This is a genomic window from Klebsiella sp. M5al, assembly GCF_002090195.1.
Classification (GTDB): domain Bacteria; phylum Pseudomonadota; class Gammaproteobacteria; order Enterobacterales; family Enterobacteriaceae; genus Klebsiella; species Klebsiella grimontii.
On the sequence record NZ_CP020657.1, the window covers coordinates 3,372,807 to 3,387,541 of the forward strand.

Genomic DNA, 14,735 nt, shown 5'->3' on the forward strand with positions numbered 1-14,735 from the left:
GAGAAAGGCATTTAACCTTTTTTAAGTGAGATTTAATGAAAAAGCTGTTTGTGCAGTTTTACCTGCTGCTGTTCGTCTGCTTCCTGGTGATGACTATGATGGTTGGCCTGGTGTACAAATTCACCGCCGAACGCGCCGGGCGTCAGTCTCTGGACGATTTAATGAAAAGCTCGCTGTATCTGATGCGCAGCGAGCTGCGGGAGATCCCGCCGCGCGACTGGAGCAAAACGCTTAAAGAGCTGGATCTCAATCTCTCTTTCGATCTGCATATCGAACCCATCAGCAAATTCAAGCTGTCGGAGAACTCGATGCAGCATCTGCGCGCCGGGGATATCGTCGCTCTCGACGATCAGTACACCTTTATCCAGCGCATCCCGCGCAGCCACTACGTGCTTTCCGTCGGCCCGGTGCCCTATCTCTATTTTTTGCACGAGATGCGCCTGCTCGATCTGGCCCTGATGGCTTTTATCGCCATCTCGCTGGCCTTCCCGGTATTTATCTGGATGCGTCCGCACTGGCAGGACATGCTGCGTATTGAGACCGCCGCCCAGCGCTTCGGCGACGGACATCTTAGCGAACGCATTCATTTCGACAGCATGTCCAGCTTCGAACGGCTGGGCGTGGCGTTTAATCAGATGGCCGATAATATCAACGCGCTTATCGCCAGCAAAAAACAGCTGATCGATGGTATCGCCCATGAGCTGCGAACCCCGCTGGTGCGTCTGCGCTATCGTCTCGAGATGAGCGAGAACCTCACCGAAGCCGAATCTCTGGCGTTGAACCGCGACATCGGCCAGCTGGAAGCGCTGATTGAAGAGCTGCTGACCTACGCGCGGCTTGACCGTCCGCAGAACGAACTGAAGCTGACGACCCCCGATTTCCCGGCGTGGATCCGCGATCATGTGGAAGATATTCAAACGGTTAATCCCCAGCGCGAAGTCGCGCCAGGCGACATTTTGGCCGGCAATTACGGCGCGCTGGATATGCGCCTGATGGAACGGGTGCTGGATAATCTGGTGAACAACGCCCTGCGCTACAGCAATCGGCGAATTCAGGTCGGCCTGACGCTGCAGGGTTCGCGGGCGACGCTGCGGGTCGAAGATGATGGTCCCGGTATCGCGCCTGCTGAGCGCGAGAGAGTTTTCGAGCCTTTCGTACGCCTCGACCCCAGCCGCGATCGCGCCACCGGCGGCTGTGGCCTCGGTTTAGCTATCGTTCACAGTATCGCCCAGGCTATGGCCGGGGAAGTCCATTGCGAAGAGAGCGCGCTGGGCGGAGCCTGTTTTTGCTTTAGCTGGCCGGTGTATCATCAGTTGCCGAGTTTTACCTCCGCCTGATGAGCCTTTGCGCAGATGCTGAGGTCTGCTATAGTTAAAAAAACGTCAAGCATGTTGTAACTAAGGTGGAAAATATGGCCAGCTATGACCTCGTTGAACGTCTGAACGGCACCTTTCGCCAGCTCGAGCGCGAACTGCAAGAGCTGAAACAGTCCCTGAGCCAATGCCGCCTGCTGGCCGCCCGCGTCTTTGAGCTGCCGCCGGTAAGCAAGGATGCGGAACACCAGCCGCTCGACAGCATCAATGTGGTTCAGCATACCGGCAAAACCGCGCTGGAGATGGCGCTCAGGCACTACAGCCATCTGTTTATCCAGCAGCAGTCGGAAACCCGCAGCAGTAAGGCCGCCGTGCGCTTGCCCGGCGCGATTTGCCTGCAAACTGACGCCAACCAACAGGCTGAGCTGGCAGGCAAAATTGCCCATATCAACGCCCTCAAAGCAACCTTTGAGAAGATTATTACCGTCGATTCCGGCCTGCCTGCCGCCGCACGGTTTGAGTGGGTCCATCGCCACCTGCCGGGGCTTATCACGCTTAGCGCCTACCGTACCCTGACCCCGCTGCTCGATCCGAGCACCATTCGCTTTGGCTGGGCCAATAAGCACGTGATTAAAAACCTTACCCGTGATCGGGTGCTGATGCAGCTGGAAAAAAGCCTGCAGTCGCCGCGAGCGGTGCCGCCGTGGACGCGCGAGCAGTGGCAAAGCAAGCTGGAGCGAGAGTATCAGGATATTGCCGCCCTGCCGCAGCGGGCAAAGCTGAAGATAAAGCGGCCGGTGAAAGTGCAGCCCATCGCCCGGGTCTGGTACAGCGGCGAACAAAAACAGGTGCAATACGCCTGTCCGGGACCGATGATTGCGCTGATATCCGGCACGAAGGGGGTCAGCGTGCCGGACCTCGGTGAGTTACTGAACTATGACGCCGAGAACGTACAGTATCGCTATAAACCGCAGGCGCAGTCGCTCAGGCTTCTGATCCCGCGGCTGCACCTGTGGCTGGCTAACGAGTAGGCAGACTGCCCACCATCTCTTGCGGGCGAACCCACCGGTCAAACTCGTCCTCCGTCAGGTAGCCGAGGGCCAGCGCGGATGCCTTCAGGGTCAACCCCTCTTTGTGCGCTTTTTTGGCAATTTCCGCCGCTTTGTCATAGCCAATATGGGTGTTCAGCGCGGTGACCAGCATCAGCGACTCATTGAGCAGCTGGCTGATGCGTTCACGATTCGGTTCAATCCCCACCGCGCAGTGCTCGTTAAAGCTCGCCATCCCCTCCGCCAGCAGCCGCACCGATTGCAGGAAGTTGTGGATCACCAGCGGGCGGTAGACGTTGAGCTCAAAGTTGCCCGATGCGCCGCCAATATTTACCGCGACATCGTTACCCATCACCTGGCAGCACAGCATAGTCAGGGCTTCGCACTGGGTCGGGTTGACTTTGCCGGGCATAATCGACGATCCCGGTTCATTTTCCGGGATCGCAATTTCGCCAATCCCGCAGCGCGGGCCGGAAGCCAGCCAGCGTACATCGTTGGCGATTTTCATCAGCGAGGCGGCCAGGCCTTTCAGCGCCCCGTGGGCGTGCACCAGGGCATCCACGGTCGCCAGCGCTTCAAATTTATTCGGCGCGGTGACAAACGGCTGGCCGCTTAAGGCCGCGAGCTCGGCGGCGACGCGTACCGCGTATTGCGGATGAGTGTTGAGCCCGGTTCCCACCGCCGTCCCGCCCAGCGCCAGCTCCGCCAGATGCGGCAGGCTATGGTCGATATGTTTTAAATTATGCTCCAGCATCGCTACCCAGCCGGAGATCTCCTGGCCGAGGGTCAGCGGCGTGGCGTCCTGCAGGTGGGTGCGGCCGATTTTGACGATGTCGCTGAAGGCAACGGCTTTATCGTTCAGGGTCTGCTTTAGCACGTTGAGCTGCGGAATCAGCTTCTCCCGCAGGGCAATTATCGCCGCCACGTGCATCGCCGTCGGGAAAACGTCGTTAGAGCTCTGGCTCTTGTTGACATCATCGTTCGGGTGCACCTTACGCTCCATCCCGCGCGCCCCGCCCAGCAGCTCACTCGCGCGGTTGGCCAGCACCTCATTCATATTCATATTGCTTTGCGTGCCGGAGCCGGTTTGCCAGATAGCCAGCGGAAAGGCGTCCGGATGTTGGCCTGCCAGCACTTCATCCGCGGCCTGAATAATCGCCTGCGCTTTCTCCGCGGCCAGCAGGCCGAGATCGTTATTCACCTTCGCCGCCGCGCGCTTGGTCAGCGCCAGCGCGTGGATAAGCTCGACCGGCATTTTTTCCGTCGAAATGCGGAAATGTTCCAGCGAGCGCTGGGTTTGCGCGCCCCATAGCTTGTCAGCAGGCACGTCGATGGCGCCCATTGAGTCTTTTTCACTGCGATACGTTGTCATGACTGTCTCCTTGGATTCAAAGTGCGAAATCGCGACAAAGCTCACCTGCTTAAAGCGTAAAGTATGGGTCAGATTTATATGTTGTTTTAGTCGTTCGTGCCGCTAAGCGGCATAAAAAAACCGCCCCGAAGGGCGGCTGGGATTATTTCACGCAGCGGGCGCACTGCGAGCTTTGGATTTGCTGGAAGAAATCGTTGCCCTTGTCATCCACGAGGATAAACGCCGGGAAGTTTTCCACTTCGATTTTCCAGATAGCTTCCATCCCCAGCTCCGGATACGCCACGCACTCCAGGCTACGGATACTCTGCTGCGCCAGTACCGCCGCCGGACCGCCGATGCTGCCGAGGTAGAAACCGCCGTGCTTATGGCAGGCGTCGGTGACCTGCTGGCTGCGGTTGCCTTTGGCCAGCATCACCATGCTTGCGCCGTGGGATTGCAGTAAATCGACGTAGGAGTCCATACGGCCAGCGGTGGTGGGACCAAGAGAGCCGGAAGCGTAACCGTCAGGCGTTTTCGCCGGACCCGCGTAGTAGATCGGGTGATCTTTGACGTACTGCGGCAGTTCTTCACCGCTATCGATAAGCTCTTTCAGCTTCGCGTGAGCAATATCGCGGGCCACGATAATCGTACCGCTCAGCGATAGACGCGTTGACACCGGGTACTGCGACAGCAGCGCCAGAATATCGCTCATCGGCTGGTTGAGGTTGACCTTGACCGCCTCGCCCTCACCGGCCTGACGCAGATGTTCGGGAATATACTTGCCCGGGTTGCTCTCCAGTTTCTCCAGCCAGATCCCTTCGCGGTTGATTTTGGCTTTGATATTACGATCCGCCGAGCAGGAGACGCCCATGCCCACCGGGCACGACGCGCCGTGGCGCGGCAGGCGGATAACGCGGATATCGTGGGCGAAGTATTTGCCGCCGAACTGCGCCCCAAGACCGAGGTTTTGCGCCTCCGCCAGCAGTTCCTGCTCCAGCTGAATATCGCGGAAGGCCTGACCGTGCTCGTTGCCTTCGGTCGGCAGGCCGTCGTAATACTTGGTTGAGGCCAGCTTAACGGTTTTCAGGGTGGACTCCGCCGAAGTGCCGCCAATGACGAACGCAATATGGTACGGCGGGCAGGCGGCGGTTCCCAGGGTGCGCATCTTCTCGACGAGGTAGTTTTTCAGCTTCGCCGGCGTAATTAATGCTTTGGTTTCCTGGTACAGATAGGTTTTATTCGCCGAGCCGCCACCCTTGGCGATGCAGAGAAATTTGTACTCCTCGCCGTCGGTAGCGTAGAGGTCGATTTGCGCAGGCAGGTTAGTGCCTGTGTTGACCTCTTTATACATATCCAGCGGCGCGTTCTGCGAATAGCGCAGGTTATCCTGGATATAGGTGTTATAAACGCCCTGCGCCAGCGCGGCTTCATCGCCGCCGCCGGTCCACACGCGCTGGCCTTTCTTGCCGGTAATAATCGCCGTGCCGGTATCCTGGCAGGTCGGCAGCACGCCTTTAGCGGCAATATCCGAGTTACGCAGGAACTGTAGCGCCACGTACTTATCGTTTTCGCTGGCTTCCGGGTCGTTGAGAATATCGGCGACCTGCTGCTGATGCGCCGGGCGAAGCATAAAGGAGGCGTCGTGGAAAGCGTGTTGTGCCAGTAAAGTTAGCGCCTGAGGTTCAACTTTCAGCACTTCCTGGCCGGCGAATTCGGCGACGGAGACGTAATCACTGCTGAGGAGGTAATACTCGGTATCGTCCTTTTTCAGTGGAAAAGGATCCTGATATACAAACGGTTTATTCGACATTGTGCTCTCACTTACTGCTTAGCTGATTATATTTCAGGCAGACACTCCATTTGCCCGTGGAAAAGCGAGTCGATCGATTTTACACAATTTTTTAACAAAAACTGAGACAAGGACGACTTTTTCTTCGCGCCGGTTGCTTATCGGTCGATTGCTGGTTTAATAGTGCCATGACTATTAAGTGGAAACAGGGATTGAGAATGCAAAAGCTCATTAACTCAGTGCAAAACTACGCCTGGGGAAGCCATACCGCCTTAACCGAACTTTATGGGATTGCTAATCCGAACAACCTGCCGATGGCGGAGCTGTGGATGGGCGCGCATCCGAAGAGCAGCTCGCAGATTCTGGACAATAGCGGAACTCCGCGTTCTCTGCGCGACGCGATCGACAGCGATAAAGCGACCCTGCTTGGCGAGAAAGTCGCCGGGCGTTTCGGCGAACTGCCGTTCCTGTTCAAAGTCCTGTGCGCCGCGCAGCCGCTCTCTATCCAGGTGCATCCGAACAAGCAGGCCTCGGAAATCGGTTTTGCCAAAGAGAACGCCGCCGGGATCCCGCTTGATGCCGCCGAACGTAACTATAAAGATCCGAACCACAAGCCTGAGCTGGTTTTCGCCTTAACGCCGTTCCTCGCCATGAACGCCTTCCGTGAGTTTTCCGATATCGTCAATCTGCTGCAGCCGGTCGCCGATGCCCATCCGGCAATTGCGCAATTCCTCGCGCAGCCGAACGGCGAGCATCTGAGCCAGCTGTTTGCCAGCCTGCTGAATATGAAGGGCGAAGAAAAAGCGCACGCCCTGCGCGTGCTGCAGGCGGCGCTGGACAGCGAGCAGGGTGAGCCCTGGCAGACTATCCGCCTGATCGCCGAGTTCTACCCGGACGATAGCGGACTCTTCTCTCCGCTGCTGCTCAACGTGGTCAAACTGAATCCCGGCGAGGCGATGTTCCTGTTTGCGGAAACGCCGCACGCCTACCTGCGGGGCGTGGCGCTGGAGGTGATGGCCAACTCGGACAACGTGCTCCGCGCGGGTCTGACGCCGAAGTACATCGATATTCCGGAACTGGTGGCGAACGTCAAATTTACGCCCAAACCTGCGGGCGAGCTGCTGACCCAGCCGGTCAGCCGCGGCGCGGAGCTGGACTTCCCGATCCCGGTTGATGATTTTGCCTTCTCTCTGCACGACCTGTCGGCGCAAGCGTCAACCATCGCCCAGGATAGCGCGGCGATCCTGTTCTGCGTCGAGGGCGAAGCGGTCATCACCAAAGACAAGCACAGCCTGACGCTGAAGCCGGGTGAATCCGCGTTTATCGGCTGTAATGAATCTCCGGTGCAGGTCAGCGGCTATGGCCGCGTCGCGCGCGTGTTTAATAAGCTCCAGTAAGTTACTGAACTTTTTAGCCACAGTTGCTAGACTTTCACCCATCATGACAACACAACCAGGCGGCCCGATCCGCCTGGTTTCATTTATGGACAAATGCTATGAAAAAATCGCTGGTCGCAGCAGGAGTTATCATCGCGCTGGGCGTCGTCTGGTCTGGCGGCGCGTGGTATACGGGGAAGCAGCTGGAAAGCCGCATTGCCGATATGGTGCAGCAGGCTAATGCGCAGCTGCAAAGCAGCGCGCCGCAGGCTGGCGTGGAGCTGACATATCAGGGCTATCAGCGCGGACTGTTCCGCAGCCATTTACAGCTGGTGCTGAAGCCCATTGCCGGCAAAGAGCCCCGCTGGCTCGCCGCCGGGCAATCGCTGGTGTTTGATGAAGTCGTCGATCACGGTCCTTTCCCGCTGGCTTCGCTGAAATCCTTTAACCTCGCTCCGGCGATGGCGTCCGTCAAAACCACGCTGACCAATAACGACGCCAGCAAGGCGTTGTTCGACATCGCTAAAGGCGAAACGCCGTTCACCATTGATACCCGTATCGCTTATAGCGGCGACAACCAATCCGCTATCGTGCTCAACCCGCTTGATTACGCGAAAGGCGATGAGAAAGTGACGTTTAGCGGCGGGCAGTTCCAGCTGAATGCCGACCGCGAGGGGAAAACCCTCAGCCTGAGCGGCGAAGCCGGTAGCGGGCAGATTAACGCCGTCAACGAGTACAACCAGAAAGTTCAGCTCACCTTTAATAATCTGAAAACCGATGGCTCCACCGAAATGGCCAGCTTCAACGAACGTATCGGTAAACAGGCTATCTCGCTGGACAAACTGGCGATTGGCGTGGAAGGCAAAGAGCTGGCGCTATTCGAAGGGATGAAAATTGACGGTAACTCCTCGCTGACTGCCGACGGTAAAGGCATTAACAGCCAGCTGGACTACACCGTCAACAGCCTGAAGCTGCAAAATCAGGATATCGGTAGCGGCCGGCTGACCCTGAAACTGGATAACATTGACGGCGCAGCCTTCCATCAGTTCAGTCAAAAATACAACGCCGAAGCGCAGGCGCTGATGGCGGATCCGCAGCTGGCGCAGAATCCTGAGCTCTATCAGCAGGCGCTGACGCAGACCTTCTTTAGCGCGCTGCCGATGATGCTGAAAGGCAGCCCGTCCCTGACCATTTCGCCGCTGAGCTGGCGCAATGCGAAAGGCGAAACCACCCTTAACCTGTCGATTCTGCTGAAAGACCCGTCGTTGACCACTACCCCGCCGCAGACGCTGGCGGATGAAGTGGATCGTAGCGTTAAATCTCTCGACGGCAAGCTGGTGATCCCGGTCGATATGGCGACGGCGTTTATGACCCAGATTGCCGGGCTGGAAGGTTATCAGCCCGCCGACGCCGCTAAGCTTGCGGATCAGCAGGTGAAAGGCCTGGCGGCGATGGGCCAGATGTTCCGCATCACGACCATGGAAGATAACGCGATCACCTCAAGCCTGCAGTACGCTGACGGCCAGGTCACGCTGAACGGGCAGAAAATGCCGCTGGATGAGTTTGCCGGAATGTTCGGTTTAGCGCTTCCCGCCGTCGCTGAACCCGCAGCGCCGCAGCAGTAAACGACAAATAGCCCCTTACCAGGGGCTATTTTCGGGTAATCAGTCGCGGAGAAATGATCTGGTTTCTCGCCGCGCCCTGGCCCTCTTCCATTCGGCGTAAAATGCACTCCGCCAGGCTTTGCCCCAGCTCCCGGGCGGGTGTCGTCACCCAGGTCAGCGGCAGATCGTCCAGCGCATCCTCGGGCAGTTCCGCAAATGCCGCCAGCGCTATCCGCTGTTCAAAATAGCTTTCGACGCCAGCTTCGCCGCTCTGTCGCCCGGCGCGCATCAGCCCAAACCACGCCCCGGTGGCGATCACGCTGTTGTAGCACAGCACGGCGCTAATCGTCGGGTTTTGCCGCAGCAGCGCCGCCATCGCCTCCGCCGCCTGCTTCTGGCTCGACTCGCATTCGAGCACCCACTCGCTATGAAACGGCAGGCCATACTTCAGTAAGGTGGCGCAGTAGCCGCCCACCCGTTCGGCGCGCGTCAGGGACGAGCTCTGCCCTCCCAGCCAGGCAATGCGCTGATGGCCGCGGCGGATCAGGTGTTCGGTGACAATCTGCGCCGCCTGCATATTATCCGGGCGGATCAGGTCAACATCGTCGAGATAGCTGGCGCGGGAAGCAAACACCAGCGGCATCCCGGCCTGCGCCGCGCGATCGCGCAGCTCCGCTCCCTGGTCGATCGCTCCGGCAATCACTACGCCGTCGACCCCTTGCGCCACCAGGGTATCAAAACGCTGAAGCATTTTTTCACCGCTGTGTCCCCCCTGAGTGAGGAACACCATTCGCCCCTGCGACTCAAGCGCGTCGGTCAATCCGGCGGTCATCTCGGCGTAGAAAGGCTTCGATAGGTCGCTGACGATCAGACCGATCACCCCGCTCTGCCCGCCGCGCAGAGACGCCGCCTGACGGTTACGCACGAAGCCCAGTTGCTCAATAGCGTGATTGACGCGCTCGCCGGTGGCCGAGGAAATACGCCCCTTGCCGCTCAGTACCAGCGATACCGTACTGACCGATACCCCCGCCGCCTGGGCGACATCATTAATGGTGATTTTTTTCGCGATAGCCATAACTGCAGGCTGGCTCCCTTTGGCTGTCGATAAAACGTTTTATCAAGATACTCTCTTTATAAACGTTATTATCGCCGGAATATGTGATTTTTATCGCACTAAAATTAGGTAAAACGTTTTATCTTTCCGTTGCGCTTCATCCTACCGCTAACTTTAAGAACCAGGATTCATGTTATGACGGCGAAAACAGCAAGCAAAATTACCTTATGGGAGTTTTTCCAGCAGTTAGGGAAAACCTTCATGTTACCCGTGGCGTTGCTCTCCTTTTGCGGGATCATGCTGGGGATCGGCAGCTCTCTGAGCAGCCATGATGTCCTGACGCTCCTGCCGTGGCTGGACGTGCCGCTGCTGCAGGCCGTTTTCATCTGGATGGGCAAAGTCGGCTCTTTTGCCTTCAGCTTTCTGCCGGTGATGTTTTGTATCGCCATTCCGCTGGGCCTGGCCCGGGAAAACAAGGGCGTCGCCGCGTTTGCCGGTTTTGTCGGCTACGCCGTGATGAATCTGGCGGTTAACTTCTGGCTGACGGCCAAAGGCATTCTGCCGACCACCGATGCCGCCGTCCTCAAAGCGAATAACATTCAGAATATTATCGGTATTCAGTCTATCGATACCGGGATCCTTGGCGCGGTGATCGCCGGGATCATCGTCTGGATGCTGCATGAGCGTTTTCACAATATCCGCCTGCCCGACGCGCTGGCCTTTTTTGGCGGCACCCGCTTTGTTCCAATTATTACTACCGTGGTTCTCGGCCTGGTCGGTCTGGTGATCCCGTTGATCTGGCCTGTTTTCGCCATGGGAATTAATGCCCTCGGCCAGGTCATCAATAGCGCCGGGGATTTCGGACCGATGATCTTCGGCACCGGAGAACGCCTGCTGCTGCCGTTCGGCCTGCACCATATTTTGGTGGCGCTGATCCGCTTTACCGAGGCGGGCGGCACCATGGACGTTTGCGGCCATAGCGTTAGCGGCGCGCTGACGATTTTCCAGGCCCAGCTCAGCTGTCCGACCACCCACGGCTTCTCCGAAAGCGCGACCCGTTTCCTTTCGCAGGGGAAAATGCCGGCATTTCTCGGCGGCCTGCCGGGCGCGGCGCTGGCGATGTACCACTGCGCGCGTCCGGAAAACCGGCATAAAATTAAGGGACTGCTGATTTCCGGCGTTATCGCCTGCGTGGTGGGCGGTACCACGGAACCGCTGGAGTTCTTGTTCCTGTTCGTCGCACCGGTGCTGTACGTTATCCACGCGCTGCTGACCGGGCTGGGCTTCACCATGATGGCTATCCTCGGCGTGACTATCGGCAACACCGACGGCAACGTTATCGACTTTGTGGTGTTCGGCATTCTGCACGGTCTGTCCACCAAGTGGTATCTGGTGCCGGTGGTCGCGGCTATCTGGTTCGCGGTTTACTACGGCATCTTCCGTTTCGCTATCACCCGTTTTAACCTGAAAACCCCGGGACGCGATATTGAAACTAATAGCGCTTTCGAAAAGGCCGTCACCGGCGTGACCGGAAAATCAGGCTATAACGTTCCGGCGATTCTGGCCGCGCTCGGCGGCGCCGAAAATATCGTTTCGCTCGATAACTGCATCACCCGCCTGCGTCTGTCGGTTAACGACATGAGCAAAGTCGACAGCGCCGCGCTGAAAGCGAATCGCGCCATCGGCGTGGTGCAGCTCAACCAGCACAACCTGCAGGTGGTGATTGGCCCGCAGGTGCAGTCGGTAAAAGATGAAATGGCTGTCCTGATGAATACCGTCGAGGCATAAGCTCCGCCCCCTCCCTACGGGAGGGGGTTCATAATGAAGGAAGTGCAGATGTTTGATTTTTCAACGCCGGTCGACCGTCATGGCACCTGGTGTACCCAGTGGGATTACGTCGCCGACCGCTTTGGCGCAGCCGACCTGCTGCCGTTTACTATCTCCGATATGGATTTCGCCACCGCCCCCTGCATTCTTGATGCCGTCAGCAAACGCCTGGCACACGGCGTTTTTGGCTATAGCCGCTGGAAAAACGACGAGTTCCTCGGCGCGGTGAGCCACTGGTTCGCCAGCCGTTTTCATAGCTCAATCGATCGCGAAGCGCTGGTGTACGGCCCGTCGGTTATCTATATGGTCGCGGAGATGATTCGCCAGTGGTCGGCAGTGGGAGACGGCATTGTGGTCCACGCTCCGGCCTATGACGCCTTTTATAAAACTATCGAAGGCAATCAGCGGCGCGTCGCCCCCGTCCCGCTCACCCTCGACAGCGGCCAGTGGCGCTGCGATATGGCGCAGCTGGAGCAGGCGCTGGCCGAGCCGCGCAATACCGTTTTGCTGCTATGCAGTCCGCATAACCCCACCGGCAAGGTCTGGACCCGTGAAGAGCTGGAAACCATGGCGCGGCTGTGCGAAAAACACGGCGTCAAGGCGATCAGCGACGAGATCCATATGGATATGGCGTGGGATGGGCATCAGCACATCCCGTGGTGCGAGGTGGCGCGCAGCCCCTGGGCGCTCTTTACCTCCGGTTCAAAAAGCTTCAACATTCCGGCGTTTACCGGCGCATACGGGCTGATTGACGACGCCGCCGCGCGCGAAAGCTATCTGCACGCTCTGAAGAGTCGCGATGGCCTCTCTTCCCCTTCCGTGCCGGCGCTGGTGGCGCATATCGCCGCCTATCGCGAGGGGGCGGCCTGGCTGGATGCCCTGCGCGGCTATCTGCAGGAGAATATGCGCTACATCGCCGATGAGCTGAACCAGGCGTTTCCCGAGCTTAACTGGCAGCCGCCGCAGGCGACTTACCTGGCGTGGATTGATCTGCGGCCACTGGCGATTGACGATCGCGCCCTGCAAAAAGCGCTCATCGAGGAGCAAAAGATCGCCATTATGCCCGGCGATACCTACGGCGAAGCGGGTAAAGGCTTTGTCCGCCTGAACGCCGGCTGTCCGCGCGAGAAGCTGGAAAAAGGCGTACAGGGGTTAATCGCCGCGTTGCGCCGATCGCCAACGCGCTAGCGGCCTGTCCGCTAGCTCAGAGGTCAATATCGCCGCCGGTTTTTCGCGGCTAAAAAATTAAGCCGGAAATATCATCATCCCGCGCTATTTTTCCGCGCCGCCGGAGTACACGATCTATTTAGCACACGGCGGCGCGGCATCGCGGGATTATTTACCGCCGCTGCCTTCGCTTAATTGCCCACTCCCCGCTCGCTCATCCATCCTCCGGGCATAATTAGCCAATATTTTGACGAGACTCAAAAAAAAACCGTTTCGCAAAGGTGTATTTAAATGCCGTTTTTAATTCCCGTCAAAGCATTCATCAGGAGGAAAAAAATGAACACCTACGATCGTAACCGTAACGCTATCTCTACCGGCAGCATGGTTATGGTGGCCGACAGCGGCGCGACGGGCGTCATCAAAGCCATCCACGCCGAGGGTAAAACGGCGGAGCAGATCCGTCGCGCCGATTGCGTGGAAATAGACGGCCATCAGGGATTATATTGCCCGTTGAATCTTATTCGCCTGGGCTTTAACTAATCGCCAAAACCGTCACCGGGAGCTGACCGCGGATCGGCGGGCGTGAAAGGCCACTCTGGTGTGGCCTTTTGTATTCTCTTTATCGGTCAATTTGATCCCATCGAGCGTTTTCAGCGAATAAGCCGCGTATTATCGCTGCTCTTTAACCCGCTACGGGTAATATACCTTCTGAGTTCAGAGGCATCTTCATGACATGGCAACAGTTCAAACAGGCGTGGCTGATTAAATTCTGGTCGCCGGTACCCGCCGTTATCGCCGCGGGTATTCTCTCAACCTACTACTTCGGTATTACCGGCACTTTCTGGGCCGTCACCGGCGAATTCACCCGCTGGGGCGGGCAATTACTGCAGCTCGTCGGCGTGCACAGCGAAGAGTGGGGCTACTATAAACTCATTCATCTCGAGGGCACCCCGCTCACCCGTATCGACGGCATGATGATCATCGGCATGTTCGGCGGCTGTTTCGCCGCCGCGCTGTGGGCGAATAACGTGAAGCTGCGCTTCCCTCGCAGCCGGATCCGCATTCTGCAGGCCGTCGCCGGGGGAATTATTGCTGGTTTCGGTGCGCGCCTGGCGATGGGCTGCAATCTGGCCGCGTTCTTTACCGGTATCCCGCAGTTTTCTCTGCACGCCTGGTTCTTCGCCATCGCTACTGCTATCGGCACCTGGTTCGGCGCGCGCTTTACCTTACTGCCCATCTTTCGTATTCCGGTAAAAATGCAGAAAGTGTCGCAGGCGTCGCCGCTGACGCAAAAACCTGACCAGGCGCGGCGCCGGTTCCGTCTCGGGATGGTGGTCTTTTTCGCCATGATCGCCTGGGGCCTGCTCACCGCGGCGAACCAGCCGAAGCTCGGCCTGGCGCTGCTGTTTGGCGTGGGGTTTGGCCTGCTTATCGAACGGGCGCAGATCTGCTTTACCTCCGCCTTTCGCGATATGTGGATAACCGGACGCACCAATATGGCGAAGGCGATTATCTTCGGTATGGCCGCCAGCGCCATTGGCATCTTCAGCTACGTGCAGCTGGGTATGGAGCCGAAAATCATGTGGGCGGGCCCTAACGCGGTTATCGGCGGCCTGCTGTTTGGCTTTGGCATCGTCCTGGCGGGCGGCTGCGAAACCGGCTGGATGTACCGCGCGGTGGAGGGTCAGGTGCACTACTGGTGGGTCGGGCTGGGCAACGTGATCGGTTCAACGATCCTCGCATACTACTGGGACGGGCTCTCCCCGGCGCTGGCCACAAGCTGGGATAAAATCAACCTGCTGGCGACCTTCGGGCCATTCGGCGGCCTGCTGGCGACCTATCTCCTGCTGCTGCTCGCGCTGGTTCTGGTGATCGGCTGGGAAAAACGTTTCTTCCGCCGTCAATCTCTCGCCGCCTCGACCGTTAAGGAAAGCGCATGAAAACTTTCGTTCCCGATTATCGCCTCGATATGGTTGGCGAACCCTGCCCCTATCCGGCCATCGCCACGCTGGAAGCCATGCCTTCGCTGAAGAAAGGCGAGATACTTGAAGTGGTCAGCGACTGTCCGCAGTCGATTAACAATATCCCGCTGGATGCCAAAAACCACGGCTACACCGTGCTCGACATTCAGCAGGATGGGCCAACCATCCGCTATTTGATTCAAAAGTAGCCAGAAAAAAGCCGGTAGTGGGTCGCTACCGGCTG

12 protein-coding genes are annotated in these 14,735 nt (G+C 58.1%); 9 read left to right on the plus strand and 3 right to left on the minus strand.

The genetic code is table 11. The features are described 5' to 3' along the window. The first annotated feature begins 35 nt into the window (after positions 1-35). Together rstB and tus are read left to right on the plus strand one after the other, a co-directional pair. Positions 36-1,337 carry a two-component system sensor histidine kinase RstB gene (rstB, locus tag BWI76_RS16260; RefSeq protein ID WP_024357998.1) on the plus strand — a complete coding sequence of 434 codons (1,302 nt, stop codon included), beginning with the start codon at positions 36-38 and terminating at the stop codon, positions 1,335-1,337. A gap of 74 nt (positions 1,338-1,411) precedes the next feature. Beyond that, positions 1,412-2,344 carry a DNA replication terminus site-binding protein gene (tus, locus tag BWI76_RS16265; RefSeq protein WP_004134391.1) on the plus strand — a complete coding sequence of 311 codons (933 nt, stop codon included), beginning with the start codon at positions 1,412-1,414 and terminating at the stop codon, positions 2,342-2,344. Here the strand turns inward: tus and fumC are convergent. After that, complete coding sequence (gene fumC / locus BWI76_RS16270; protein WP_082237086.1) at positions 2,334-3,734, minus strand: class II fumarate hydratase; 1,401 nt, start codon at positions 3,732-3,734, stop codon at positions 2,334-2,336. The genes tus and fumC overlap by 11 nt on opposite strands. 142 nt (positions 3,735-3,876) lie before the next feature. After that, positions 3,877-5,523 (minus strand): class I fumarate hydratase FumA, encoded by a 1,647-nt coding sequence (gene fumA, locus BWI76_RS16275; protein ID WP_004134385.1) that lies wholly within the window; start codon positions 5,521-5,523, stop codon positions 3,877-3,879. Between the two features lie 197 nt (positions 5,524-5,720). Here fumA and manA point away from each other — a divergent pair, with 197 nt between their 5' ends. After that, complete coding sequence (gene manA, locus BWI76_RS16280; RefSeq protein WP_064371801.1) at positions 5,721-6,899, plus strand: mannose-6-phosphate isomerase; 1,179 nt, start codon at positions 5,721-5,723, stop codon at positions 6,897-6,899. 98 nt (positions 6,900-6,997) lie between these two features. Further along, positions 6,998-8,503, plus strand: coding sequence for a YdgA family protein (locus BWI76_RS16285; RefSeq protein WP_004134383.1), 1,506 nt, complete (start codon positions 6,998-7,000; stop codon positions 8,501-8,503). A gap of 25 nt (positions 8,504-8,528) precedes the next feature. Here the strand turns inward: BWI76_RS16285 and BWI76_RS16290 are convergent, their stop codons facing one another. Then, positions 8,529-9,557: a Mal regulon transcriptional regulator MalI gene (locus tag BWI76_RS16290; protein WP_024357992.1), complete on the minus strand. Its 1,029-nt coding sequence runs from the start codon at positions 9,555-9,557 to the stop codon at positions 8,529-8,531. Positions 9,558-9,731: 174 nt separating this feature from the next. Here BWI76_RS16290 and malX point away from each other — a divergent pair, with 174 nt between their 5' ends. The 5 genes from malX to yedF all read left to right on the plus strand — a co-directional run bounded on the left by malX (position 9,732) and on the right by yedF (position 14,700). Next, positions 9,732-11,324, plus strand: coding sequence for a maltose/glucose-specific PTS transporter subunit IIBC (malX, locus tag BWI76_RS16295; RefSeq protein ID WP_004134377.1), 1,593 nt, complete (start codon positions 9,732-9,734; stop codon positions 11,322-11,324). Positions 11,325-11,372: 48 nt separating this feature from the next. After that, a complete protein-coding gene (locus BWI76_RS16300) occupies positions 11,373-12,551 on the plus strand; it encodes a MalY/PatB family protein (RefSeq protein ID WP_049086486.1) in 1,179 nt (392 codons plus the stop codon). A 315-nt stretch (positions 12,552-12,866) separates the two neighbouring features. Next, positions 12,867-13,070: a putative selenium delivery protein YdfZ gene (gene ydfZ, locus BWI76_RS16305; protein ID WP_004134374.1), complete on the plus strand. Its 204-nt coding sequence runs from the start codon at positions 12,867-12,869 to the stop codon at positions 13,068-13,070. 188 nt (positions 13,071-13,258) lie between these two features. After that, a complete protein-coding gene (gene yedE / locus BWI76_RS16310) occupies positions 13,259-14,470 on the plus strand; it encodes a selenium metabolism membrane protein YedE/FdhT (RefSeq protein WP_004134371.1) in 1,212 nt (403 codons plus the stop codon). Further along, on the plus strand, positions 14,467-14,700 hold the full coding sequence (gene yedF / locus BWI76_RS16315; RefSeq protein ID WP_004134369.1) for a sulfurtransferase-like selenium metabolism protein YedF: 234 nt from the start codon (positions 14,467-14,469) through the stop codon (positions 14,698-14,700). The genes yedE and yedF overlap by 4 nt, the downstream gene beginning before the upstream one ends. The last annotated feature ends 35 nt before the right edge of the window (positions 14,701-14,735 follow it).

What these genes read in the sequence shown, in the direction of transcription:
- rstB (WP_024357998.1), top strand. Translation starts at nt 36, where the DNA reads ATGAAAAAGCTGTTTGTGCAGTTTTACCTGCTGCTGTTCGTCTGCTTC.
- tus (WP_004134391.1), top strand. Translation starts at nt 1,412, where the DNA reads ATGGCCAGCTATGACCTCGTTGAACGTCTGAACGGCACCTTTCGCCAG.
- fumC (WP_082237086.1), bottom strand. Translation starts at nt 3,734, where the DNA reads ATGACAACGTATCGCAGTGAAAAAGACTCAATGGGCGCCATCGACGTG.
- fumA (WP_004134385.1), bottom strand. Translation starts at nt 5,523, where the DNA reads ATGTCGAATAAACCGTTTGTATATCAGGATCCTTTTCCACTGAAAAAG.
- manA (WP_064371801.1), top strand. Translation starts at nt 5,721, where the DNA reads ATGCAAAAGCTCATTAACTCAGTGCAAAACTACGCCTGGGGAAGCCAT.
- BWI76_RS16285 (WP_004134383.1), top strand. Translation starts at nt 6,998, where the DNA reads ATGAAAAAATCGCTGGTCGCAGCAGGAGTTATCATCGCGCTGGGCGTC.
- BWI76_RS16290 (WP_024357992.1), bottom strand. Translation starts at nt 9,557, where the DNA reads ATGGCTATCGCGAAAAAAATCACCATTAATGATGTCGCCCAGGCGGCG.
- malX (WP_004134377.1), top strand. Translation starts at nt 9,732, where the DNA reads ATGACGGCGAAAACAGCAAGCAAAATTACCTTATGGGAGTTTTTCCAG.
- BWI76_RS16300 (WP_049086486.1), top strand. Translation starts at nt 11,373, where the DNA reads ATGTTTGATTTTTCAACGCCGGTCGACCGTCATGGCACCTGGTGTACC.
- ydfZ (WP_004134374.1), top strand. Translation starts at nt 12,867, where the DNA reads ATGAACACCTACGATCGTAACCGTAACGCTATCTCTACCGGCAGCATG.
- yedE (WP_004134371.1), top strand. Translation starts at nt 13,259, where the DNA reads ATGACATGGCAACAGTTCAAACAGGCGTGGCTGATTAAATTCTGGTCG.
- yedF (WP_004134369.1), top strand. Translation starts at nt 14,467, where the DNA reads ATGAAAACTTTCGTTCCCGATTATCGCCTCGATATGGTTGGCGAACCC.